Genomic DNA, 23,096 nt, shown 5'->3' on the forward strand with positions numbered 1-23,096 from the left:
ACCATGTCTCCTATAAGGTCGAGTGAGCGCTGTACCAACTCATCCTGCCTCCGCAAGCCTGGGTTGCAAGGGCTGCGTACTCTGACCAGCAAAATGTTGCATTGAAAACGCCACTCGGTCTTCCGGTAGAGGCGGATAGCGACAAGGCGGCAGAGATTCAATCAGAGCAAGGCGCGGAAGCAGGCCACATCCATTCGCAATTTGAATGGCGAGGCCTGGTCGTGCATTGAGCTCCAATACCATCGGACCTTTTTCTTTGTCCAGCACCATATCGGTGCCCATGTAACCCAAGTCCGTCATTTCCCATGCACTGGCGGCGAGGGTAAGAAGCTGCTGCCAGTGAGGCACTTGCAGGGTATAGAGATCTTGATGGGTATCTGGATGATGCGTGATAGGGCGATTAAACTGCACCGCTTTTAGTGCTTTGCCCGTCGCCATATCTAAGCCGACGCCAACGGCACCTTGGTGTAAGTTAGCTTTGCCATCAGACGCCGAGGTCGATAGACGCATCATTGCCATCACTGGGTAGCCTTGAAAAACAATCACGCGGATATCGGGCACACCCTCATAGCTAAATCCTTGAAAGCTATCATCAAACGCAATTAAGTTTTCGACCACGGCGACATCGGCTTTGCCTCCTAGCGAGAAAAGGCCTGCCAAGGTATTGGTGATATGGCGCTCCACATCATTATGGCTGACCGCTTTCCCCGAGGCTTTGGTATAGACACCTTGGTGGTTTTTTGTCACCACTAAGATGCCTTTTCCGCCAGAGCCCTGCGCAGGCTTAATCACAAAGCCGGGCCAATTGGCGACCATGGCGTGGATGCGTTTGACATCCGCTTGGCTGTCAATCACCCCAATCAGTTCAGGCACCGTGGCCCCCGCTTGTTGGGCGATGAGTTTGGTTTGTAGCTTGTCATCAACCAATGGATACAAACGCCTGTCATTGTAGCGACCAATATAGCGAATGTTGCGCTGGTTCATGCCCATGATCCCTGCGTGGTTAAGGCGAAACGGAGAGGCTAACTTATCGAGGAGTTTGCGCATCATCGCCTCCTGAGGTGGTAGCTAACCCAAGTGGCTTATTACTCGGCTCCGCTAAGGGGCGGAAGCGCTTGAGTTCAGACAAGCGATAGCCCGTGTAATTACCTAGTAGCAAGATAAGTGCAAGGATAACCAGCTGCAGGCCAATAAAGTTAAAGGTGAGATGGCGAATCAAATCATTGGTCATCGCTAAATATACCAGTACGGCAGTGAGCAGTGAGCCGCCACCTTGAATCACCACTTCTTTTGCCCCTTCTTCTTCCCACAAAATCGACATCCGTTCAATCGTCCATGACAGAATGATCATCGGGAAGAAGGTAATGGTGAGCCCCTCCATTAAACCAATATGGAAGGCAATCACGCTAAAGACGGAAATAATCAGGATCACGGTAATAATCACGGCCGATATTCGTGCTACCAAGAGTAAATTGAGCCGCGATAAGTAGCTTCTGATCACCAGCCCCGTGCCCACAATCAACACAAAGCCCACGATACCGGTGATGAGCTGGGTTTGGACAAAGGCGACGGCAATGAGCACTGGCATAAAAGTACCAGAGGTTTTGAGCCCCACAATCACCCGCAAGAACACCACAATGAGCGCACCGATTGGGATCAGCATGATGGTTTTGAACATCGCCTGCTCTTCAATGGGTAAACTATGGATGGAGAAGTTGAGCAAATCGTCGGCCGACACCTTGGCCGAGGTGGCCTGCTGCGGACTGATGTCTTGCGAAATGATGGAGAAGTGCACCTGGCTGTGCTCACCGCCCATTACTTCTAGCAGCGGCCCGCCATGCTGGTTCCATAACAGCGTGTTATCGTGATGGCCATTTTGTCCGCTGACTAAATCAAACAAGTGCCAGCGACTGTCTTGCCACACTTGCAACATGGGGGAAATACTTTGGCGGCGCCGGCCATCTTCAAGCTCTAAACCGCCCACCACGCGCGCATGAATGCCTTCAAGGGCCAAGGTTTTGCGCAGTGCATCGGGTTTATCAAGCGTGTTGAGCAGCAGTGCCGCGTTTTGGCTATCAGGACTATTTAGCTGTTTGATGAGCTCACGGGTCAGAGTGATGTTATCGGCAGAGCGGGCACGAGCACGGTCAAGCAGCGCGAGTGCGGCGTTTTTCGCGGCATTATCCATGACAGGCGTGGCGACCACGTCATCCTCGGGCGGGGTCATGGTGTAGCGCGCGCTGTCATCAACCAGCATCTGGTTCTTAAAATAAAGCGTTTGCTCACCGCTCGCTTGTCGAGCCGACCACTGTGCTTGGCGGCCATGCTCGGTATCGAGCAAGGAAAAACCGTACCCGGCCGATGAGGTGCTTTCATCAATCAGGGTCAAACCCGGCTGGCTGTCTGGCGCCGCCAAACTGATTTTGACCGGCCCGTCGTTGGCATCGAAATTGATTCTCGCCTCGATTTGCCACACTTGACGCGTTTCGTCAGCCAGCCATGGCACGCCATAGACAAAATGACGGTACGCGCTGAGTGCAATACCTGCGACAACTAAAAAGCCAATTAAAAAATAAAAAGGAACCCGTGAAACCATATCGATTACCTACTTGTTTTGGGGGGTGTCATCGCCTGGTTCCGATGGCGTGTCCGGCTGATATTGCGGATGAATATGGACTTGGCTGACATCAACCACCGCCAAGTCTTTAAAAAATTCGCGGCCGAGCAGCACTGGGTATTCCATGTTGGTGCGATCGGCGAGGGTGAATTCGGTTTTTTCATGGATGTTACCGACACGAATCCAGGCTTCGACCACTGGGCGGCGCTCAGTGCTATCGCTAGACGATTGACGGATACGCACCCAGCGCTTCACCGGCATTTCCATGATCACTGGCTGATCGCTGTTTTCACTATGATTGACGTTGAACTTGACCCAGGTATCGCCGTCACGCTCAAACTCTTGGATATCCACCGCGTTGAGTGAAGACGTTTCGGCACCGGTATCCACACGGGATTGGAAGGTGTTTTCGACCGCATCAAACCAGACAAATTCGCGTCCACCGAGAATAATCTTGCCGTCGTTAACCGGCACCCGCACCACCTTTTCTTTCACTTTGACGTCAGCGGTGTCGGTCGCCACATTGGCGTAAAGCTTGGCTTGGGTACGCTGAATCACGGTCAGTTGGCTTTCGAGCGCACTCACTTTGTCGGCCAACTGATTTAACGCTGTGCCATGTTGAGCGAATGTCTCGGTGAAAGTTTGTTGTTGCTGCTGGTGTTGGGCAGCCAGGTTATCAAATTTACTGAGCGTTTCCTGGTGTTGGTGCTGCGAGGTTAATGTGCAGCCGGACACCGTAAGTAAAAGCGCACTGATCAGTGAGCAACGAAATAGCATCTAAATCTCCACAGCGTAAGAAGGGTTGCGGCTAGCCATGTCACAGGCAGTAAAGCGCTGATCGCGACGGCGAGGGCAAATTCTAAAGGATGCGACAAAGATGGGTAGGGGGATTCTGTCAAATGTTAGTCAGAATTGACTAAACGCTGATTTAATCGACGGTAATAAAGCAAAGTCGTTAGCAAACAAGCACTCAGGCGGTGAAATAAAACACAGCCGTCAATACATGCGTCGCGATTGCGAGCGTGGTGTCAGCGTCAGGTGTGAGGTCGGTAAGCGGCGTTCACCGCCATGTTCACCCTTATCACCGCCCAGTGAGGCGGCGAGTAAGGGCGGTGGTATGGGGGAGCGGTGTCCGGGCTGTTGTTTAATCCGGGTTGCGAGCCACTAAGATCGCGCGTTTGGGGGCCGGATACCCTTCGATGGTTTGCGCCGGATCATCTGGGTTGAGGTACTCAGGCAGCGAGTTATGGGTCATCCACTCGGTACTGCGCTGCTCATCCGTGGTGGTGATGCACTCGTCGACAATACGCACATCGACAAACCCGACTTTCTCCAGCCACACTTTTAACGCACGGGCAGACGGGAAAAAGTAGACGTTACGCATTTGAGCATAACGACCGGCAGGCACCAATACCGCGTTTTCATCGCCATCGATAACCAAGGTTTCCAGCACCAGCTCGCCATCTTTACGCAATTGATCTTTGAGTTGCATCAGATGATCGAGAGGGGAGCGGCGGTGATACAACACACCCATACTGAACACGGTGTCGAACGCGCGTAGCGCAGGCAGTTTTTCAATCCCTAAAGGCAGCAGGTGCGCACGCTGATCGTTACCCATCAAGCGACGAATGGCGTCGAATTGCATCAAAAAGAGCTCGGAGGGGTCGATGCCCACTGTCAGTGCGGCCTCTTCACCCAACATGCGCCACATGTGGTAGCCATTGCCGCAACCGACATCAAGCACATACCGCCCTTTTAGCGGCGAGATATGCGGGAGTACGCGATCCCATTTCCAATCTGAGCGCCACTCTGTATCAATATCAATGCCGTGTACCTGGTACGGGCCTTTGCGCCAAGGGTGCAAGGTACGCAATAAGTTTTCTAATTTTTTGCGCTCGCCGTTGGGCAGGCTATTGTCATCACCCATGCGCACCGCGTCTTTCAGCTCAACCGTCTCGGGCGCGGTGGTTGGGATCTTGTTGAGCACTTTTATCCACTTGGGCATATCGCCATGCGGCTGGTTTTGCCACTCGGCTAATTGTGCTGGCAACACCTCGAGCCAATGGCTTAGACGGTTTTTGGCGATCAGCTGATAAAAATCGGAAAAATCAAACATCAGATTACTCGTACTGTCAGGCTCGTCTTACTTAATCGCGAGCATCGAACCAAAGTTAAAACACTGGAACCACATGGCGACGCTGCTAAAGCCAATGGCATGGAGCCGCGCTTGGTGGGTGGCAATACTGTCCGGGCGCATCACATTCTCCAGTGCACTGCGCTTTTGGCTGATCTCAAGCTCGCTATAGCCATTGGCACGCTTGAAATCGTGGTGTAAATCGATCAGCAATTCATTGGCGGTTTCGTCTTCAAATCGGTACTTTTCGGACAGAATCAGGATCCCACCTGGCTTCAAGCCTTGATAAATGCGAGTGAGTAGGGCTTGGCGATCGTCAGGGCTTAAAAATTGTAGGGTAAAATTGAGCACCACCATCGAGGCATTGGTTATCTCGACGTCGCGAATATCGGCTTCGCGAACTTCAACATCGGCGGCGCCGCGATACGCGTTAACATGCAAGCGACAACGCTCAACCATGGCTTGTGAGTTATCCACCGCGATGATTTTGCAGCTGTCATGAGGAATATGGCGACGCATCGATAAAGTGGCAGCACCCAGCGAACAGCCAAGATCATAAATATGACTATCAGGCGCCGCAAAACGCTTGGCCAGCATGCCGATGGCCGAAATAATATTGCTGTAACCCGGTACCGAGCGCTGGATCATATCCGGGAACACCTCAGCGACATTTTCATCGAAGGTGAAATCGCCCATTTTTTCGATAGGCGCTGCGAAAATTTTATCCTGATTAGCCATGTAAGCCCCTACAAATCAGCCAAGCTGGCAGGCTTTCGTGCGTTGCGCACCCAAAGCTTGCCACAAAAGCGGCGTATTGTAGTGAATTTTTCTGCGTCTGTCTGCACGGTGAGAACGCGTGCCAGCGGCGAGATTAAAACAACGCGCCCTGTTGACTTTGTGCGGCGCGCGTGACGGAAGCCAGTGGCGTTGATAAATCAAGACGTTGATATAATTGTGCGGCCAACGCAGGGGCCTGATCGTTATCTGAGGTATGAATCATTAAATAGGGCGTTTTGCCCGCGGCTATCCATTGAGATAAGCGTGAGATCCAAGGGTCAAAAAACGCGGTATTTTCGGGTAAATCAGGATGACCAATAAAACGCACCATGGGCGCTGCACTGGTGGCGATGGCATGCACGGGCACACGGGGCTTTTTCTTTTGCGCATCAATAATGGCAGGGGTGTCGGGGTTAGCCGCAAATACCGGGCGACTATCCATGATCACACGGTTGGCGTTATGATCGATCAACAGTCGGTTGAGCGCTTTTTCTGCGTTGCCTTTGGCAAAAAAGGCCGGGTGACGCACTTCGACACCGATGGCCAAATCGCGCGGTAGCGTTGTAAGAAACGCGTCTAAGCTGGGCAACCCGTCTGGACCAAAGCGCGCCGGCAGTTGAATCGTCCACTGGCCAATATGCTCATGGAGCGGGGCCATCAGCTTAATGAAGTCGGCGGTTAAGTCTTGCGCATGACGCAGCTGGCATTGATGGGTAATGGTTTTCGGCAGCTTAAAGGTAAATTGAAAACTGTCTGGAATGGCGGCCGCCCAATTATTCACCGTTTGCGGCGAGGGGGAGGCGTAAAAGGTCGTGTTGCCCTCGACGGTATTAAACACCTCGGCATAACGGGCTAAGCGCTCGCCTGACTTGGTGCCTGGCGGATAAAAGTGATGCTGCCAACTGGGATGAGACCATTGCGTCAGCCCCAACCGCAGGGGTGGAGAGGGGAGTTGGTGTAATAAGGAGGTCATGCCCGTGCTGATGCGTTGCGAACCAATAAAGTAATAGCCTAAAAGGATTTGAATAAAAAAACTATCGGTTTTAAGTGCGATCGCTTTACCAAGAGCGGGGCTTTTCCTTTATAATGGCAGGTCTTTGACAGTAACGGCACTCATGGGGGCGTACCGTCAGGTACGACAGACGCTGTTACCCGAATTCCCCTCAGTATTTGGCAGGCTTGTGCCCCAGGGGGCAAGCGGAATCATCAGAACAGATCAGGAATAATCTATGCGCACCCAATATTGTGGTCACCTGAATAAAGCCCACGTCGGGCAAGAAGTAAGTCTTTGTGGTTGGGTTAACCGCCGCCGTGATTTGGGCGGCTTGATTTTTATCGACATGCGCGACCGTGAGGGTCTAGTGCAAGTTGTGATTGACCCTGATATGGGTGATGTTTACGAGCAAGCAAACAAATTGCGTAACGAATTTTGCCTGACCATCCGTGGTGAAGTGCGTGCGCGTCCAGAGAGCCAGATCAACAGTGATATGGCCACAGGCGAAGTCGAAGTGGTGGCGAAAGGGTTGGAGATCATCAACCGCAGTGCACCGATGCCGATTGACTTTAACCAGTTTATTTCCGAAGAGCAGCGCCTGAAGTATCGCTACCTTGACTTGCGCCGCCCTGAAATGAGCGATCGGATTAAACTGCGTGCTAAAGCCACCAGCTTTGTCCGTCGCTTCCTCGATGACAATGACTTTTTAGACATCGAAACCCCGGTACTCACCAAAGCGACCCCAGAAGGCGCACGTGACTACTTGGTGCCAAGCCGTGTCCACAAAGGTAACTTTTATGCGTTGCCGCAATCACCACAGCTGTTCAAACAGTTGCTGATGATGTCCGGGTTCGATCGCTATTACCAAATCGTTAAGTGCTTCCGTGATGAAGACTTGCGCGCCGATCGCCAGCCAGAATTTACACAGATTGATATCGAAACCTCATTCATGAGCGCCGACCAAGTGCGCGAGGTGACCGAGCAATTGATCCGTGAAATGTGGCAATCGCTGCTCAATGTGGACTTGGGCGCGTTCCCCACCATGAAGTATGAAGAAGCGATGCGCCGTTTTGGCTCCGACAAGCCAGATTTGCGTAACCCGCTCGAAATCGTCGATGTAGCAGACATCGTCAAAGATGTTGAATTTAAAGTGTTCTCTGGCCCGGCAAACGATGAAAAAGGCCGCGTGGCCGTGATTCGTGTACCAGGTGGTGCCAGCTTGTCGCGCAAGCAGATTGATGAATACACCAACTTTGTTGGCATCTACGGCGCCAAAGGCTTGGCGTGGATGAAAGTCAACGACCGTGACGCCGGTTTTGATGGCATTCAATCGCCGGTGGCCAAGTTCCTCAATGCGGAAGTGGTAGAAAGCATTCTGTCGCGCACTGAGGCGCAAACTGGTGACATTATCCTATTCGGTGCAGACAAGAAATCTGTGGTCACCGAAGCGCTGGGCGCATTGCGTGTGAAGTTAGGCCTAGATCTTGAGCTGACCGACACCCAAGCCTGGGCACCATTGTGGGTGGTTGACTTCCCAATGTTTGAGGAAGACGACGAAGGTAACTTGCATGCGATGCACCACCCATTCACTGCGCCGACCGACGTGACACCTGAAGAGCTGGTGGCAAATCCTGCGGCGGCGAACTCTAACGCCTACGACATGGTGATTAATGGTTACGAAGTGGGCGGTGGCTCGGTGCGTATCCATAACCCAGAAATGCAAGCTTCGGTGTTTGAAACATTAGGCATTGATGAGCAAGAACAGCGCAAGAAATTTGGCTTCTTGCTGGATGCATTGAAATACGGTACCCCACCACACGCAGGTCTGGCGTTTGGTATGGACCGTTTGGTGATGTTGCTATCCGGCACCGAGAACATTCGTGACGTGATTGCCTTCCCGAAAACCACCGCAGCGGCATGCTTGATGACTGACGCGCCAAGCCTTGCTAATGACGCGGCGCTTGAAGAACTGGCGCTGAGCATTACCGCGGCGGCAGAGCAAAACGAACACAGCGAATAGATTCGCCTGATGACGGGCAAGCAGCCTTGCCCGTCTTATCCTTGCGACCGATAGCTGCCGTCACCAGACGGTCGTATCAAGGCGCAAGGTCAATGTCTCAACGCGCCTCAGACTGAAAAGCCAAGGCGCGTTTTTTCTTATTACTCCTTTCACGTGAGGGGAGCGCAAAAAACGGAGAGTCGATATGGCAGGTCACAGTAAGTGGTCGAACATTAAACACCGTAAAGCCGCTCAAGACGCGAAGCGCGGTAAGATTTTCACCAAGCTTATCCGAGAAATTGTGGTGTCAACCAAAGAGGGTGGCCCCGAGGCGGAAACCAATCCACGCCTGCGTGCCGCAGTGGATAAAGCGCTGTCAAACAACATGACACGCGATACCATCAACCGTGCGATTTCACGCGGTGCTGGTGGGGAAGGTGATGAGAACATGGAAACCGTCATCTATGAAGGTTATGGCCCCGCAGGCACGGCGGTGATGGTGGAGTGCATGACCGATAACCGCAACCGTACTGTGTCAGGTGTGCGCCATGCGTTTTCAAAATCCGGTGGTAACCTGGGTACCGATGGCTCAGTCAGCTTCTTATTCGATAAAAAAGGGGTGATCACCTACCCATCCGGCCTTGAAGAAGATGCGGTGATGGAAGCGGCACTCGAAGGCGGCGCGGACGATGTGGTCACCTATGACGACGGTTCAATGGATGTGTACACCACCCCCAATGACTTTGGCTATGTGAAAGATGCCTTAGACAAAGCCGGGTTTGAAGCTGAGCGAGCGGAGGTGACTCAGGTGCCATCCACCAAAGCGGAGTTGGATGCAGACACGGCACCGAAGCTGCTGCGCTTGATCGATATGTTAGAAGACCTTGACGATGTGCAAGAAGTCTACCATAACGGTGATATCTCGGACGAAGTGGCAGCGAGTTTAAGCTAAATGGCAGTGATACTGGGGATTGACCCAGGTTCGCGGATCACCGGTTATGGGGTGATCCGCCAACATGGTCGGCATCTTGAATATCTCGGTAGTGGCTGTATTCGCACCGAGACAGACGACTTACCCGGTCGACTGAAACATATCTATGCAGGGGTGAGCGAAGTCATCACCCAGTTCCAACCGGATAACTTTGCTATTGAGCAAGTGTTTATGGCTCGCAACGCGGATTCAGCGCTTAAACTGGGGCAAGCGCGCGGCAGCGCCATTGTTGCGGCGGTAAACGCCGATTTACCGGTGTCTGAATATGCCGCGAGGCTTATCAAGCAAGCAGTGGTGGGGAAAGGCAGTGCGGATAAAAAGCAAGTTCAGCATATGGTCACCCACATGTTAAAGCTCAGCGCCACCCCGCAAGCTGATGCCGCCGATGCCCTCGCGGTTGCCATTTGTCATGCCCACACCAACCACACCCTCATCGCCATGGCCGGCAAAGCCAACGCCGCCCGCCGCGGCCGATATCGGTAAAGCCAATCCGACTGGATATAGATCCAGTTATTCTTTATCCTTGGGGCAAAGTAACAAACAGAGATGCGATTGTGATAGGCCGATTACAGGGAACCCTGATAGAAAAGCAACCTCCTGAGATTTTGATCGATGTGAACGGCGTCGGCTATGAAGTGAGCATGCCGATGAACTGCTTGTATCAATTGCCGGAGGTAGGTGAAACCGCTACCGTGTACACGCATTTTGTAGTGCGTGAAGATGCGCAACTTCTCTATGGTTTTAGCGGTAAACGTGAGCGAGCGCTGTTTCGGGAAGTGATCAAGGCCAATGGCGTGGGACCTAAACTGGGGTTAGCGATTTTATCGGGGATGACGGCTAACCACTTTGTCGACAGTGTTGAGCATAATGATGTCTCGACCCTGGTGAAAATCCCTGGGGTGGGTAAGAAAACCGCGGAACGTTTGGTGATTGAAATGCGCGACCGGCTTAAAAACTGGGAAGCGTTCGATCTCTTTACTCCGCACACGGATGCCGCGACGGCTGAGGGCGCAGCCCTACGCGCAGCACCAACCACGATTTCGTCTGCCGCGGATGAGGCGGTGAGCGCCTTGGTCGCGCTGGGTTATAAAGCGGCGCAGGCTGAAAAAGTGGTTAAACAAATTGCAACTGATGATATGAGCAGCGAAGACGTCATTCGTCACGCGCTGCGCTCAATGGTGTAACCCATGATAGAAGCTGATCGTTTAATCTCGGCGCAAACCACCCCTGATCGGGAAGAAGAGGTGATCGACCGCGCGATTCGTCCTAAGTTATTGGAAGACTACCAAGGCCAAAATCACGTCCGTGATCAGATGGAAATCTTTATCCATGCCGCGCGCAAACGCCAAGAAGCGCTCGATCATCTATTGATTTTTGGCCCGCCAGGTCTGGGTAAAACCACCTTGGCCAATATTGTTGCCAATGAAATGGACGTCAATATTCGCACCACGTCAGGCCCTGTATTAGAAAAAGCCGGCGATCTGGCCGCCTTGCTCACCAACCTTGAGCCTCATGATGTGCTGTTTATTGATGAAATCCATCGCTTAAGCCCAGTGGTAGAAGAAGTCTTGTATCCCGCGATGGAAGACTATCAGCTGGATATCATGATTGGTGAAGGGCCTGCCGCGCGCTCAATCAAAATCGATTTACCGCCGTTTACCCTGATTGGTGCCACCACCCGCGCTGGCTCGCTGACATCGCCCTTGCGTGACCGCTTTGGCATTACCCAGCGCTTAGAGTATTACAGCGTGGGGGATCTAACCGGTATCGTGAAACGCAGCGCACATTGTTTGGCGTTATCAACCGATGAGGAAGGGGCGATGGAAGTGGCGCGCCGTTCTCGCGGTACGCCACGCATTGCTAACCGCTTACTCCGTCGTGTGCGTGATTATGCTGAAGTAAAAGGCACGGGTGACATTAGTGCTGACATTGCTCAGCGCGCGCTCGATATGCTTGATGTTGACAGCCAAGGGTTTGACTACATGGATCGCAAGCTACTCAATGCCATTATTGAGAAGTTTGATGGCGGGCCGGTCGGGCTCGATAACTTGGCGGCGGCGATTGGTGAAGAAAAAGACACCATCGAAGATGTGATTGAGCCTTATTTGATTCAACAGGGCTACCTGCAACGCACACCACGTGGTCGAATTGCCAGCCAGCGTGCGTATCTGCATTTTGGCTTTGATTTGCCGAAAACCTAATCGGATAGACTGCGCTGAAAATCCTCGCAAACCTTAATCAAGATCAAGACTTTTTTTGCTAAAACTGCCCCATTGGCCGACAACCAATGGGGTTTTTTGATCTAGATTAAGGTTATGTAGCACGTGAGCCCTTATCGTAACCCCATCTGCTGGCGGTTGCCGGTGACAAGGCAATGAGAGATGGCTTCCGTTAATGCCGCCATCTCGCCTAGTTTCTTCGTGGTTAATCACAGTTTTGTCTCTCGGTTGGTTCGTCTTGCTGTTTTTGTCGCCTGGTCGACAAACCGAGCAAAACACGATTAACACCCAATTGTTGCGCCTATAATATTAGTTATACCTTAATTAGATAAAATTTAACTATAGAATAACCTTGGTGTTTCAACTGTGTAACATGCAAGCAGTCAATTAAGAAGTGTGTAGCTTTCCCCGCGCCAGCCAGCTGTTTTGACTGCCGTGCAGGGTGAGAAAGTAAAACGAGCGATACGCCAGTATCGGCACCGAAAGCGGTGTAAAGGAGTGACCATGATTACCGATATCGTCGATTTATCGCGGCTGCAGTTTGCGCTGACCGCGATGTATCACTTCCTGTTTGTTCCCTTAACGTTAGGCATGGCATTTTTGCTGGCCATCATGGAATCGTTATACGTGATGACCGACAAGCAAATCTACAAAGACATGACCAAATTTTGGGGCAAACTGTTTGGGATTAACTTTGCGCTTGGGGTGGCCACTGGCCTCACCATGGAGTTCCAATTCGGAACCAACTGGGCCTACTATTCCCACTATGTAGGGGACATTTTTGGCGCCCCGCTTGCCATTGAAGGGCTGATGGCCTTCTTCCTTGAATCCACTTTTGTGGGCCTGTTCTTCTTTGGTTGGGATCGTCTTAGTAAGCGTCAACACTTGGTCACCACTTGGCTGGTGGCGTTAGGCTCTAATTTTTCTGCGCTATGGATTTTGGTGGCCAACGGCTGGATGCAAAACCCTGTGGGCTCAGAGTTTAACTTTGAAACCATGCGCATGGAGATGGTGAGCTTTGCCGATGTGGTCTTCAACCCCGTGGCGCAGGTGAAGTTTGTTCACACCGTTGCCGCTGGCTATACCACAGGGGCGATGTTCATCCTTGGTATCAGTGCTTACTACCTGCTCAAAGGCCGTGATATCGCCTTTGCCCGCCGTTCGTTTGCGATCGCGGCCTCGTTTGGTATGGCGGCCATTTTATCCGTGATTGTGCTGGGTGATGAGTCCGGTTACGAGCTGGGTGATGTACAAAAGGTCAAACTGGCAGCGATTGAGGCCGAGTGGCACACCGAAGAAGCGCCAGCGGCGTTTACCGTGGTGGGCTTGCCGAATCAAGAGGCCATGCAGACCGATTATGCGATCAAAATCCCTTATGCGATGGGGATCATTGCCACGCGCTCACTGGATAAAGAAGTAACCGGCTTAACCGATTTGATTGCTGAGCACGAAACCCGTATCCGCAATGGTATGCAGGCATACGCATTATTGGAAAAACTGCGTGCCGGCGAGAAATCACCAGAAACCAAAGCCGCGTTCAATGAAGTGAAAAACGATCTTGGTTACGGCCTGCTTCTTAAGCCGTACACCGATAAGGTGGTGGATGCGACCGAAGGGCAAATTCAGCAAGCGGCGAAAGACTCTATTCCACAAGTAGCGCCTTTGTTCTGGAGCTTTAGGATCATGGTAGCGTGCGGCTTTGCGATGCTGTTCATTTTTGGCATGGCGTTCTGGCAGACCTGCCGTCAGCGTATCGATGAAAAGCCCTGGCTACTGAAGCTTGCGCTGATTGGTATCCCGCTACCATGGATCGCGTGCGAAGCCGGTTGGTTTGTTGCCGAGTATGGCCGCCAGCCTTGGGCGGTGGGGGAAATCCTCCCTGTACACGTGGCCGCATCGAACCTAGCTGCAGGGGATATTATTTTCTCGATGGTGGCGATTTGCTCGCTCTACACCGTTTTCCTCGTCGCTGAGCTTTATCTGATGTTCAAGTTTGCCCGCCTTGGGCCTAGCAGCCTTAAAACCGGCCGCTACCATTTTGAACAAAAAGGCAATCCAGAAGCGGATTTCAGCCGCCAGATTGAAGCATAAGGAGAGAGAGCATGTTTGATTATGAAACGTTACGCCTGATCTGGTGGGTGCTGATCGGTGTGTTACTGATCGGCTTTACCGTCACTGATGGCTTTGACATGGGGGTGGGCGCCTTGCTCACCCTGATCGGCAAAACCGACAGTGAACGTCGGGTAATGATTAACGCTGTCGCGCCCCATTGGGAAGGCAACCAAGTCTGGTTAGTGACCGCAGGCGGGGCATTATTCGCCGCTTGGCCGTTGGTGTATGCGGTTTCCTTTTCTGGTTTTTATATCGCGATGGTGGTCACACTGGCGGCGCTTTTCTTCCGTCCCATGGGCTTTGACTATCGCTCAAAAATCGATGACCCACGCTGGCGCACCGCATGGGATTGGGGCTTGGTGCTGGGGGGCTTTGTGCCACCGGTCATTTTCGGGGTCGCCTTTGGTAACCTCTTACAAGGGGTGCCGTTCCAGCTTAGCGATCTCTTGATCCCAACCTACACTGGTGGCTTTTTTGCACTGCTTAATCCCTTCGCACTGGTGTGTGGATTGGTGAGCCTGTTTATGGTGGTGTTGCAAGGCGCAACCTGGTTGCAACTAAAAACTACCGATGCGCTGCATGTACGCGCACGTAATGTCGCGCAACTGTGTGCATTATTGACCACCGTACTCTTTGTGGCAGCAGGCTTCTGGGTACAAAATATAGATGGCTTTGTGGTGGTCAGTGAGGCAGCGAACCAAGCAGCCTCTAACCCACTGGCGAAAGAGGTCGCGGTACAAAGCGGCGCTTGGATGCGTAACTATCAAGCGATGCCAATCCTCTGGTTAGCACCACTGGTCGGCGCCGTCATGCCATTGTTGGCACTGCTGGCGTCACGTCTTGAGCGCGGAGGTTGGGCTTTCTTGTTCTCGAGTTTAGCCGTGGCGGGCGTGATTTTGACCGCGGGTATCGCAATGTTCCCCTTTGTGATGCCATCGAGCACTTTCCCGGGTCACAGCTTGACCATGTGGGATGCCACCTCCAGCGAGCTAACCTTGTCGATCATGACCATCGTCGCGGCGGTGTTTGTGCCGATTATCTTGGCTTACACCCTGTGGTGCTACATTAAGATGTTTGGTCGTTTAGACGCGCAATATATTGAAGACAACACCCATTCACTGTACTGATTAAGGAGCCTGCATATGTGGTATTTCACGTGGATTCTTGGTGTGCTGCTGGCATGCGCCTTTGGCATTATCAATGCCTTATGGTTGGAGCACACCGAAGCGATGGATCACGACAATGAGTGAGCGCCAACCTGCTCCCTTAGGCCAGCACTTTTCTGGCCTTTGGCGGCTGCTCTCATTGGCCAGTGCCCTGTGCTGGGGCGGCCAAGTAATGTGGGCGCCAGAAGCCTTTGCTCAGCGCATGGGCGGTGTCACGTTTCCGATGGGCGTGGGGCTGCTCTACGCGACCTGTGTCGGGGTGATCCATGCCGTCGGTTTCACGGCGCAAGGCAAATGGAGCCGGTGGCTCACCTGGCCGCCATTCGGGTGGGGCGTATCCCTTCTGTTGCTCGCCTTGATGTGGCTGCGCTAGTTGAGTTAGGCGCTCGGTGAGCAAGCGCAAAGTGACAAACGAATGACAAAGGCACCCGAGTGGTGCTTTTTTCATCACTCTAGCGTGAGTAATTGCGCGTTTTTTGCAGCACATCACTTCTCGACGGCTTGATGGGCGACCAATGCGCCAGCCGCGCTGTCTCAGCATTTCTATACATCCACAACTTAGGTATAGTAATTGCCTATCGTAAACCGATCATGGGTAAAGACATGACAGAATCAACGCCGTTTCGCTGGCCCATTCGTGTGTATTATGAAGACACGGACGCTGGTGGAGTGGTTTACCACGCCAATTATCTCAATTACTTTGAGCGGGCACGCACTGAACTGTTGCGTGAGATCGGTGTCAATCAACAAGCGCTCTTTGCCGATCGCACCGCCTTTGTTGTGCGCCATATGGATATTGACTTTCACCGCGGTGCACGGCTTGATGATGCACTGGAGGTTGTCACCACAGTGTCAGCCATGGGGCGCGCCAGCATGACCTTTTGTCAAAGCTTGGTGAATTCTGATCAAAAAGCATTGTGTGCGGCGACGGTTAAGATAGCCTGTGTCGACCCAACAACCATGAAACCCAAATCGATTCCAACACAGATTAAATCGGAGATGATGACGTGACCGCTGAACTTTCCATTCTCGACCTGTTTTTGCAAGCAAGCTTGCTTGTCAAGGTAGTGATGCTGATATTACTGGGTATGTCAGTGGTGTCTTGGGCGATGATCATCAAGCGCTCCAAGGTCATGCAGCACGCGTTTAGCAAAGCTGAACGGTTTGAAGACAGATTTTGGTCTGGGATCGATCTTTCTCAACTATTCCAAGAAGTGCAAGCGCGCAAAGACAATTTGACGGGCAGCGAGAAAATTTTTTACGCCGGCTTTAAAGAATTCGCGCGTTTGCATCGTAGCAACGACAAAGTGCCCGACGCCGTGATGGAAGGGACTTCGCGGGCGATGCGCGTGTCGTTATCAAAACAAGTGGAAGAGCTGGAAACCCATCTGCCATTTTTGGCGACGGTGGGGTCGATCAGCCCTTACATTGGCCTGTTTGGTACCGTATGGGGGATCATGCATGCCTTTATCGCCCTAGGCGCGGTAAAGCAGGCGACGTTGGCCATGGTCGCCCCCGGGATTGCCGAAGCCTTGGTGGCGACAGCCATGGGTCTGTTCGCTGCGATCCCAGCGGTCATGGCGTACAACCGTTTGACCGCCAAAGTCAGTAAGCTCGAGCATAACTACATGAACTTTATGGAAGAGTTCTCTAGCATTCTTCATCGTCAAGCGTTTGCGGCAACCCAGGAGTGATCCATGGCGTATCAACCTAAACGGCGCAAGATGACGGCGGAAATCAATGTTGTCCCGTACATTGATGTGATGCTGGTACTGCTGATTATCTTTATGGTGACCGCCCCATTTGTGACCCAGGGAGTGGATGTCGATCTGCCACAAACGGCCCAAGCGAAAACCGCCGCAGAGCTGGCAGAAGAGGAAGACAGCGGCGCCTTTATCATTGTGGAAGTGGATAAAGACGGGCAATTAGGGCTCAGTGTCAATAATGGCGATATGACGCGCGGTTTGAGCTTGGAAGAAATTCTGGTGCGCGTTAAAGCTGAGCTGCAGCTCAATCCTAAGTCCCCTGTGCTAGTGGGCGGCGATGGCCGGGTGCCTTATTCAGACATCATCCTGACGCTTGATGCATTAAACCAAGCTGGCGTGTCGTCAGTGGGGTTAATGACTGAGCCGTACGAGTCGTAGGTGAGGGTGATGAACGAACCAAGCGATAAACCAACCCATAAAAAATCAGGCAAAGACTCGCTGATGCCCGCGCTGGCAATATCTGCCGTGTTGCATCTGGTGTTGGTGATTGTGCTGTTATGGGGGGCAGACTTTAGTTCTGACTCAACGCCAACCCCTAAAGCGGGTCGCGCGATTGATGCCACTGTCATTGATCCGGCGGTAGTGAATGCGCAGGCGAAGAAAATTCGCGAGCAACGCGATCAGGCTAAACGCGAAGAAGCGGAGCGACTCCAACGGTTAGAGCAGCAAGCGAAACGCCTTGAGCAACAACGTGAGCAAGAAGAGCAGCGCCTTCGCGAAGTGAAGCGACAAAAGCTAGAAGCCGAGCGCCAAGCACGTGAAGAGCAAAAGCGAATTGCCGAGCAAAAGGCCGAAGCGCAAGAGCAAGCGCGTATTGCCAAGCAACAGGCCGAACAGGCCGAACGCGAACGTCAGCGTAAATTAGAAGAGAAGCGCAAAGCGGAACTCGCGGCGGAGAAAGCGGAAAAAGCACGGCAAGAAAAGCTCGCCGCGCAACGTAAAGCCGAGGAAGAAGCGAAAAAAGCCGAAGCCGAGCGACAGCGCAAGCTTGCCGAGCGTAAAAAAGCGGAAGAAGAAGCACGTAAAGCCGAACAAGCGCGCCAAGAGGCAGAGCGAAAAGCCCAGGAGGCGAAGCGACGACAACAAGAGCAAGAGGCGGCGCTGAACGATTTGTTCTCGGGCCTCGAGTCGGAAGCCAGCCAACGGCAAACCGCGCGCGGGCAATTTATTCAAGATGAAGTGGCGCGGTTCGGCGCCATTTTTACACAGAAGATCCAGCAACGGCTTATCGTCGATGATGGCTTAAGTGGCCAAAAGTGCGTGGTGAATATGCGCTTGTCATCGACCGGCCTGTTGCTTAATGTGGAAGAAAAGTCAGGCAATTCCCGGCTGTGTCGCGCGACAAAAGCCGCGGTGGCGTCTGTGTCTCAGTTTCCAATGCCGGAAGATGAGGACATTATTGCCAAACTACGTGATATTGAGTTGACCGTTAGACCTAACTAAACGACAGGATACCAAACATGATGGAAGTGAGCCCCTGCGGTGGCACAAGCAGTGTGACAAGCAAGAGTCAGGATCGTTTGCGAACATGGCGTATCGCCGCGGTTGTGATGCTTTTAGCCTGTCTGTCGATACTGACTCAACCGGCACATGCCGCGCTGAAATTGGTGATCACCGAAGGGGTGAATACCGCGCGCCCGATTGGCGTGATCCCGTTTCAATGGAAGGGACAAGGCGAATTGCCGGAAGATATTTCCGGCGTGGTCGGCTCCGATTTACGCCGCAGTGGTAAGTTCAACCCGCTGGCGGTCAGTGACATGCCGCAAACCCCATATAGTGATGCGGATGTAGATTACAACGCTTGGACCTCGCTGGGGGTGGATGCGGTGGTCACAGGCACCATTACTCCCACATCTGACGGGCGTTATCAGATCGACTATCAGCTGATTGATATCGTTCGAGGGCAACTCACTGGCGGTGACAGCAAAGGCCTAGGCGCCGATGGCGAGTTGGTACAAACCGATGATCACTTACTCGTGAATAACCGCGCCACGGTCAAAGAGAGCGACTTGCGCCGCTATGCGCATCGCATTTCCAATATTGTTTATGAGCAGCTCACCGGTGAAAAGGGCGCGTTCTTAACGCGTATCGCTTATGTGGTGATTGATAAAGAAAACGACTACCCCTACCAGCTGCGTTTGTCAGACTATGACGGCTATAACGAGCGCTTGATCCTGCGTTCCAAACAGCCATTGATGTCGCCGTCTTGGTCACCGGATGGCCGACAGCTCGCCTATGTCAGCTTCGAAAATGGTCAGGCAGAAATCTTCATCATGAACATTTATACCGGCCAGCGCGAGAAAATTGCGTCATACCCTCGTCACAATGGATCGCCACAGTTTTCTCCTGATGGCAGCAAGTTAGCCTTGGTACTCTCCAAAACCGGTAGCTTGCAGGTGTATACCTTCGATTTGAACAGCAAAAAATTGACGCAAATTACCCACGGCCGTGCCAATAGCACCGAGCCATTTTGGGATCCTGATGGTAACTCGCTCATCTATACCTCTGACCGGGGTGGCAAACCACAGATTTATCGCGTAAATTTAGACGACGGAACTAGCCGACGGATCACGTGGCAAGGCAATCAGAACATGGGTGGGCAACTGACACCGGATGGCCGTCACTTGATAATGGTAAATCAATCATCGTCTGGCTATAACATTGCAAAGCAAGACTTAAACAGCGGGGCGGTGCAAATCCTAACCAAAACCTTGTTGGATGAGTCGCCAAGCATTGCGCCTAATGGCAGCATGGTGATTTACAGCTCGGTATATGGACGTAAGAATGTGTTGTCACTCGTCTCTGTAGACGGCCGCTTTAAAGCGCGGTTACCGGCAACTAACGGGCGCGTGCGTGCACCAGCCTGGTCACCTTACCTGTAGTTTTTTAATTTTAAACAACGTGCGCTAACTTTCTAGAAAAGGAAAATAGAATGCAAATCAATAAAGTACTGAAAGGTCTGGCGGTGGCACTGCCGATGTTTACTCTGGCTGCGTGTAGCTCACACGATAGCTCAACAGGCAGTGGTTCTGGCCAATCAACCAACCAAAACGGCACCACGGTTGTTTCTCCTGTTGACGGCCAAGGCTCAATGACAGAGCAACAAATTCGTAACCAAGAACTGCGTCAGTCGCAAACCGTTTACTTCAACTTTGACGACTCATCAGTACTGCCACAATACGAAGATATGCTGGATGCCCACGCCACTTACCTGCGTGCTAACCCAGCGATGGAAGTGGTCGTAGAAGGTCACGCTGACGAGCGCGGTACCCCTGAGTACAACATCGCACTGGGCGAGCGTCGTGCCGAAGCGGTTTCTAAGTACCTGCAAGCGCTGGGCGTACCGGCGAGCCAGATCTCTATCGTGAGCTACGGTGAAGAAAAACCGTTGGTGCTTGGCCAAAGCGAAGAAGCTTACGCCAAAAACCGTCGTGCGGTATTGGTATACTAATCCAGCCTTTTGGTAATGGATAAAGGATATGACAATGAACAGTAACTCTGTGCGAACCCTCGCGCTGGCGTTACTGGTGAGTGTGGCAGCCCCCGTGGCTGCCACACCTGCTCCGGTGACAGAAGTAGGGGCGGGCGGCACCGCCGTCGATCGTTTAGAGCGCATGCTCCAAGCACGTAACCAAATGCAGCTGGATATGCAGCGCCAGCTTGACCAAATGGCGCAAGAGCTGAGCAATTTACGCGGCAACGTTGAGCGTAACAGCTATGACATTCAACAAATGGTTGAACGTCAACGTGACCTATATCGAGAAATTGACACCCTAAGAACAGCCAAACAATCGGCCCCCGCAGAGCCAGAGAAAGCGCCAGAAGATAAGCCAGCGGTTAACTTCACCGCCGATCAAACCGAGAATGCAGCCTATGAAGCCGCAGTCAACCTGATCTTAAAAGAGAAAGATTACCAAGGCGCAACCAAGGCATTTCAAGCGTTCCTTTCAACATACCCAGAATCGGTATACACCGCTAATGCCCACTATTGGCTCGGCCAGCTCTATTTCTCCAAACGTAAGTTTGAACAAGCGAGCCAAGAATTCACGGCAGTGAGTGAGTTTGAAGACTCCAATAAACGCCCTGATGCCTTGCTGAAACTGGGCCTGATTGCACAAAAACAAGGTAATGGCGACCAAGCCAATCAATACTTCCAACAAGTGATTGATACCTACCCAGACTCAACCAGCGCCAAACAAGCCAAAAATGCGATGTAGGACGATGGTGCCATCGGCGACGGTGGTTCCATTGGCGACGATGACACACGGCGCGTTAAAACTTAATTTCGATGATGCCATTGGCGTAGGTGACACAAGCCCCTGCGAGATGTTGGATAGGCGCACATTGCCAATGGGCGCCTGTCACGATTGGCGTTAATTTTTGGCTTTGATGTCGGAGGCGCCGTGCAACGGGCGCGCGAGTTACACCGAGGCTTAAGGTTGACATCGTCCCGGCGCTTGTCCGACCTACGCGTACTTTAACGCCGGTGAGGTATTGATCCCGTGCCATGGCGCTTATCTGATCCTCGTGCGAATTTGTTTCTCCCCCCACTCACGTTATACTACCCGGACTGGAAGCCCCGGACTGGAAGTAAGCATGAGTAATCCCATGAGCCAAGTGATTGAAACGTCGCAAAGGGTCTACCCCTTTCCGCCGAAACCTGTGGCATTGACTGACACTGAGAAAAAACAACACGTTGCGCGCATCAAACAATTGTTAGAAGAAAAAGACGCGGTACTTGTTGCTCACTATTACACGGATCCAGAGATCCAAGCCCTTGCCGAAGAAACCGGCGGATGTGTCGCTGATTCGTTGGAAATGGCTCGCTTTGGCAACCAACACTCAGCAAGTACCTTGATTGTCGCTGGTGTACGCTTTATGGGGGAAACCGCCAAAATTCTCACCCCAGAAAAAACCGTGCTAATGCCGACACTAAACGCGGAGTGCTCGTTAGACTTAGGCTGCCCAGCGGACGAATTTACCGCGTTTTGTGATGCCCATCCGGATCATACCGTGGTGGTATACGCCAACACCTCAGCCGCCGTCAAAGCGCGTGCTGATTGGGTGGTAACGTCGAGCATTGCGCTGGAGATTGTCGAGCACCTAGACAGCCAAGATAAGCCGATTATCTGGGGCCCCGATCGCCACCTTGGTGCCTATATCGAGAAAGAAACCGGCGCAGATATGCTGCTATGGCAAGGTGAGTGCGTGGTGCATGATGAATTTTCAGCTCAAGCGCTGGAAAAAATGAAGCATCTTTATCCTGATGCCGCGATTCTCGTTCACCCGGAATCACCGGCGAGCGTGGTGAAAATGGCCGATGCGGTGGGCTCGACCAGCCAGCTGATTAAAGCGGCGCAAACCTTGCCGAATGAAAAGCTGATTGTGGCTACCGATAAAGGCATTTTCTACAAAATGCAACAAATGGTGCCAGACAAAGAATTAGTCGAAGCCCCAACCGCCGGCGCGGGTGCGACCTGTCGCAGCTGCGCCCATTGCCCATGGATGGCGATGAACGGCCTCAAGGCGATAGAGAGCGCACTTGAAGTCGGTGGTGAAGAGCATGAGATCCACGTTGATGACAAGGTGCGCGAAAAAGCGCTAATCCCGCTCAACCGCATGCTCAACTTTGCCGATGAAATGAAGGGGTAACCTGGTTAAAATTGGCGCCGATCGTGACAGGCGCCCGTTGACAATGTGCCCATATCCAACAAAGCCCTGGGGCTTGTGTCACCTACGCCAATGGAATCACCGATATATAAACCAGGCGTAGGTCGGACAAGCGCCGGTGCGAACTCAATCATTATCAGGATGTGTGCCGCGCGCCTCCGACATTGGCGGCCAAATTTGGCACCGATCGTGACAGGCGCCCGTTGACAATGTGCACATACCCAACAAAAGCCCGGGGCTTGTGTCACCTACGCCAATGGGATCATCGATATATAAACCAGGCGTAGGTCGGACAAGCGCCGGTGCGATGTGAATCATGAATACCCAAGCCAAAGCGGCCTCCGACATTGGCTGTTAAACTTGGCGCCGATCGTGACAGGCGCCCGTTGGCTCAATGTATCATATCGACATCTTACCGGGGCTTGTGTCACCTACACCAATGGGATCATCGATATATAAACCAGGCGTAGGTCGGACAAGCGCCAGCACAATGCCAATCATTATCACGATGTGTGCCGCGCGCCCGTTGCACGGCGCCTCCGACATTGGCGGCCAAATTTGGCGCCGATCGTGACAGGCGCTCGTTGACAATGTGCCCATATCCAACAAAGTCCCGGGGCTTGTGTCACCTACGCCAATGGGATCACCGAT

General features: G+C 52.5%; 22 protein-coding genes and 1 pseudogene. 17 read left to right on the forward strand and 6 right to left on the reverse strand.

All coding sequences use genetic code 11. The features are described from left to right. Positions 1-39: 39 nt before the first annotated feature. The 6 genes and pseudogenes from BZG25_RS08365 to BZG25_RS08390 all read right to left on the reverse strand — a co-directional run bounded on the left by BZG25_RS08365 (position 40) and on the right by BZG25_RS08390 (position 6,501). Positions 40-1,047: an alpha-L-glutamate ligase-like protein gene (locus BZG25_RS08365; RefSeq protein ID WP_167369759.1), complete on the reverse strand. Its 1,008-nt coding sequence runs from the start codon at positions 1,045-1,047 to the stop codon at positions 40-42. A 46-nt stretch (positions 1,048-1,093) separates the two neighbouring features. Continuing rightward, positions 1,094-2,596 (reverse strand): annotated as a pseudogene (locus BZG25_RS08370) (inactive transglutaminase family protein); the annotation flags it as partial. Positions 2,597-2,605: 9 nt separating this feature from the next. Beyond that, positions 2,606-3,394: an ATP-dependent zinc protease gene (locus BZG25_RS08375; RefSeq protein ID WP_077578104.1), complete on the reverse strand. Its 789-nt coding sequence runs from the start codon at positions 3,392-3,394 to the stop codon at positions 2,606-2,608. Between the two features lie 367 nt (positions 3,395-3,761). Further along, complete coding sequence (gene cmoB, locus BZG25_RS08380; protein ID WP_077638837.1) at positions 3,762-4,733, reverse strand: tRNA 5-methoxyuridine(34)/uridine 5-oxyacetic acid(34) synthase CmoB; 972 nt, start codon at positions 4,731-4,733, stop codon at positions 3,762-3,764. A gap of 27 nt (positions 4,734-4,760) precedes the next feature. Beyond that, positions 4,761-5,489 carry a carboxy-S-adenosyl-L-methionine synthase CmoA gene (gene cmoA, locus BZG25_RS08385; protein WP_077578106.1) on the reverse strand — a complete coding sequence of 243 codons (729 nt, stop codon included), beginning with the start codon at positions 5,487-5,489 and terminating at the stop codon, positions 4,761-4,763. A 133-nt stretch (positions 5,490-5,622) separates the two neighbouring features. Continuing rightward, positions 5,623-6,501 (reverse strand): DUF72 domain-containing protein, encoded by an 879-nt coding sequence (locus tag BZG25_RS08390; RefSeq protein WP_077638838.1) that lies wholly within the window; start codon positions 6,499-6,501, stop codon positions 5,623-5,625. Positions 6,502-6,757: 256 nt separating this feature from the next. Here BZG25_RS08390 and aspS point away from each other — a divergent pair, with 256 nt between their 5' ends. The 17 genes from aspS (at position 6,758) to nadA (ending at position 22,427) form a co-directional block, all read left to right on the forward strand. Next, positions 6,758-8,542, forward strand: coding sequence for an aspartate--tRNA ligase (aspS, locus tag BZG25_RS08395; RefSeq protein ID WP_077638839.1), 1,785 nt, complete (start codon positions 6,758-6,760; stop codon positions 8,540-8,542). A 184-nt stretch (positions 8,543-8,726) separates the two neighbouring features. Further along, on the forward strand, positions 8,727-9,473 hold the full coding sequence (locus BZG25_RS08400; protein WP_046075359.1) for a YebC/PmpR family DNA-binding transcriptional regulator: 747 nt from the start codon (positions 8,727-8,729) through the stop codon (positions 9,471-9,473). Continuing rightward, positions 9,474-9,995, forward strand: coding sequence for a crossover junction endodeoxyribonuclease RuvC (ruvC, locus tag BZG25_RS08405; RefSeq protein ID WP_046075360.1), 522 nt, complete (start codon positions 9,474-9,476; stop codon positions 9,993-9,995). Between the two features lie 71 nt (positions 9,996-10,066). Then, complete coding sequence (ruvA, locus tag BZG25_RS08410; protein WP_046075361.1) at positions 10,067-10,696, forward strand: Holliday junction branch migration protein RuvA; 630 nt, start codon at positions 10,067-10,069, stop codon at positions 10,694-10,696. 3 nt (positions 10,697-10,699) lie between these two features. Further along, positions 10,700-11,713: a Holliday junction branch migration DNA helicase RuvB gene (ruvB, locus tag BZG25_RS08415; protein ID WP_046075362.1), complete on the forward strand. Its 1,014-nt coding sequence runs from the start codon at positions 10,700-10,702 to the stop codon at positions 11,711-11,713. 525 nt (positions 11,714-12,238) lie between these two features. Beyond that, positions 12,239-13,822 (forward strand): cytochrome ubiquinol oxidase subunit I, encoded by a 1,584-nt coding sequence (cydA, locus tag BZG25_RS08420; RefSeq protein ID WP_198535211.1) that lies wholly within the window; start codon positions 12,239-12,241, stop codon positions 13,820-13,822. Between the two features lie 11 nt (positions 13,823-13,833). Next, complete coding sequence (cydB, locus tag BZG25_RS08425; RefSeq protein WP_077638841.1) at positions 13,834-14,970, forward strand: cytochrome d ubiquinol oxidase subunit II; 1,137 nt, start codon at positions 13,834-13,836, stop codon at positions 14,968-14,970. 15 nt (positions 14,971-14,985) lie between these two features. Then, positions 14,986-15,093: a cytochrome bd-I oxidase subunit CydX gene (gene cydX, locus BZG25_RS08430; protein ID WP_021024361.1), complete on the forward strand. Its 108-nt coding sequence runs from the start codon at positions 14,986-14,988 to the stop codon at positions 15,091-15,093. Continuing rightward, a complete protein-coding gene (locus tag BZG25_RS08435; RefSeq protein WP_158010012.1) occupies positions 15,086-15,382 on the forward strand; it encodes a cyd operon YbgE family protein in 297 nt (98 codons plus the stop codon). The genes cydX and BZG25_RS08435 overlap by 8 nt, the downstream gene beginning before the upstream one ends. A gap of 230 nt (positions 15,383-15,612) precedes the next feature. Beyond that, entirely contained in the window at positions 15,613-16,020 is a 408-nt protein-coding gene (gene ybgC, locus BZG25_RS08440) for a tol-pal system-associated acyl-CoA thioesterase (protein ID WP_046075472.1), read from the forward strand. Next, the gene (gene tolQ / locus BZG25_RS08445; protein WP_077606951.1) at positions 16,017-16,703 is read left to right on the forward strand and encodes a protein TolQ; all 687 of its coding nucleotides are present in this window, start codon (positions 16,017-16,019) and stop codon (positions 16,701-16,703) included. Before ybgC ends, tolQ begins: the two co-directional genes overlap by 4 nt. Before the next feature lie 3 nt (positions 16,704-16,706). Next, complete coding sequence (tolR, locus tag BZG25_RS08450; protein WP_077606952.1) at positions 16,707-17,153, forward strand: protein TolR; 447 nt, start codon at positions 16,707-16,709, stop codon at positions 17,151-17,153. 9 nt (positions 17,154-17,162) lie between these two features. Next, the gene (gene tolA / locus BZG25_RS08455; RefSeq protein WP_371326851.1) at positions 17,163-18,218 is read left to right on the forward strand and encodes a cell envelope integrity protein TolA; all 1,056 of its coding nucleotides are present in this window, start codon (positions 17,163-17,165) and stop codon (positions 18,216-18,218) included. Between the two features lie 107 nt (positions 18,219-18,325). Next, complete coding sequence (gene tolB, locus BZG25_RS08460) at positions 18,326-19,657, forward strand: Tol-Pal system beta propeller repeat protein TolB (protein WP_077578154.1); 1,332 nt, start codon at positions 18,326-18,328, stop codon at positions 19,655-19,657. Positions 19,658-19,707: 50 nt separating this feature from the next. Continuing rightward, a complete protein-coding gene (gene pal, locus BZG25_RS08465) occupies positions 19,708-20,226 on the forward strand; it encodes a peptidoglycan-associated lipoprotein Pal (RefSeq protein ID WP_069361240.1) in 519 nt (172 codons plus the stop codon). Between the two features lie 34 nt (positions 20,227-20,260). Next, positions 20,261-20,992, forward strand: coding sequence for a tol-pal system protein YbgF (gene ybgF, locus BZG25_RS08470; protein WP_077638842.1), 732 nt, complete (start codon positions 20,261-20,263; stop codon positions 20,990-20,992). A gap of 391 nt (positions 20,993-21,383) precedes the next feature. Continuing rightward, positions 21,384-22,427: a quinolinate synthase NadA gene (gene nadA, locus BZG25_RS08475; protein WP_077638843.1), complete on the forward strand. Its 1,044-nt coding sequence runs from the start codon at positions 21,384-21,386 to the stop codon at positions 22,425-22,427. Positions 22,428-23,096: the final 669 nt, after the last annotated feature.

Source organism: Salinivibrio sp. ML198 (assembly GCF_001996015.1).
In the GTDB taxonomy this organism is placed as follows: Bacteria; Pseudomonadota; Gammaproteobacteria; order Enterobacterales; family Vibrionaceae; genus Salinivibrio; species Salinivibrio siamensis.

Coding starts and splice junctions, on each gene's coding strand:
- ruvB (WP_046075362.1), top strand. CDS start 10,700: ATGATAGAAGCTGATCGTTTAATCTCGGCGCAAACCACCCCTGATCGG.
- tolA (WP_371326851.1), top strand. CDS start 17,163: ATGAACGAACCAAGCGATAAACCAACCCATAAAAAATCAGGCAAAGAC.
- BZG25_RS08375 (WP_077578104.1), bottom strand. CDS start 3,394: ATGCTATTTCGTTGCTCACTGATCAGTGCGCTTTTACTTACGGTGTCC.
- BZG25_RS08435 (WP_158010012.1), top strand. CDS start 15,086: ATGAGTGAGCGCCAACCTGCTCCCTTAGGCCAGCACTTTTCTGGCCTT.
- cmoB (WP_077638837.1), bottom strand. CDS start 4,733: ATGTTTGATTTTTCCGATTTTTATCAGCTGATCGCCAAAAACCGTCTA.
- nadA (WP_077638843.1), top strand. CDS start 21,384: ATGAGCCAAGTGATTGAAACGTCGCAAAGGGTCTACCCCTTTCCGCCG.
- tolR (WP_077606952.1), top strand. CDS start 16,707: ATGGCGTATCAACCTAAACGGCGCAAGATGACGGCGGAAATCAATGTT.
- BZG25_RS08365 (WP_167369759.1), bottom strand. CDS start 1,047: ATGCGCAAACTCCTCGATAAGTTAGCCTCTCCGTTTCGCCTTAACCAC.
- aspS (WP_077638839.1), top strand. CDS start 6,758: ATGCGCACCCAATATTGTGGTCACCTGAATAAAGCCCACGTCGGGCAA.
- ruvC (WP_046075360.1), top strand. CDS start 9,474: ATGGCAGTGATACTGGGGATTGACCCAGGTTCGCGGATCACCGGTTAT.
- cydX (WP_021024361.1), top strand. CDS start 14,986: ATGTGGTATTTCACGTGGATTCTTGGTGTGCTGCTGGCATGCGCCTTT.
- pal (WP_069361240.1), top strand. CDS start 19,708: ATGCAAATCAATAAAGTACTGAAAGGTCTGGCGGTGGCACTGCCGATG.
- ybgF (WP_077638842.1), top strand. CDS start 20,261: ATGAACAGTAACTCTGTGCGAACCCTCGCGCTGGCGTTACTGGTGAGT.
- BZG25_RS08400 (WP_046075359.1), top strand. CDS start 8,727: ATGGCAGGTCACAGTAAGTGGTCGAACATTAAACACCGTAAAGCCGCT.
- ybgC (WP_046075472.1), top strand. CDS start 15,613: ATGACAGAATCAACGCCGTTTCGCTGGCCCATTCGTGTGTATTATGAA.
- cmoA (WP_077578106.1), bottom strand. CDS start 5,489: ATGGCTAATCAGGATAAAATTTTCGCAGCGCCTATCGAAAAAATGGGC.
- tolB (WP_077578154.1), top strand. CDS start 18,326: ATGCTTTTAGCCTGTCTGTCGATACTGACTCAACCGGCACATGCCGCG.
- cydB (WP_077638841.1), top strand. CDS start 13,834: ATGTTTGATTATGAAACGTTACGCCTGATCTGGTGGGTGCTGATCGGT.
- BZG25_RS08390 (WP_077638838.1), bottom strand. CDS start 6,501: ATGACCTCCTTATTACACCAACTCCCCTCTCCACCCCTGCGGTTGGGG.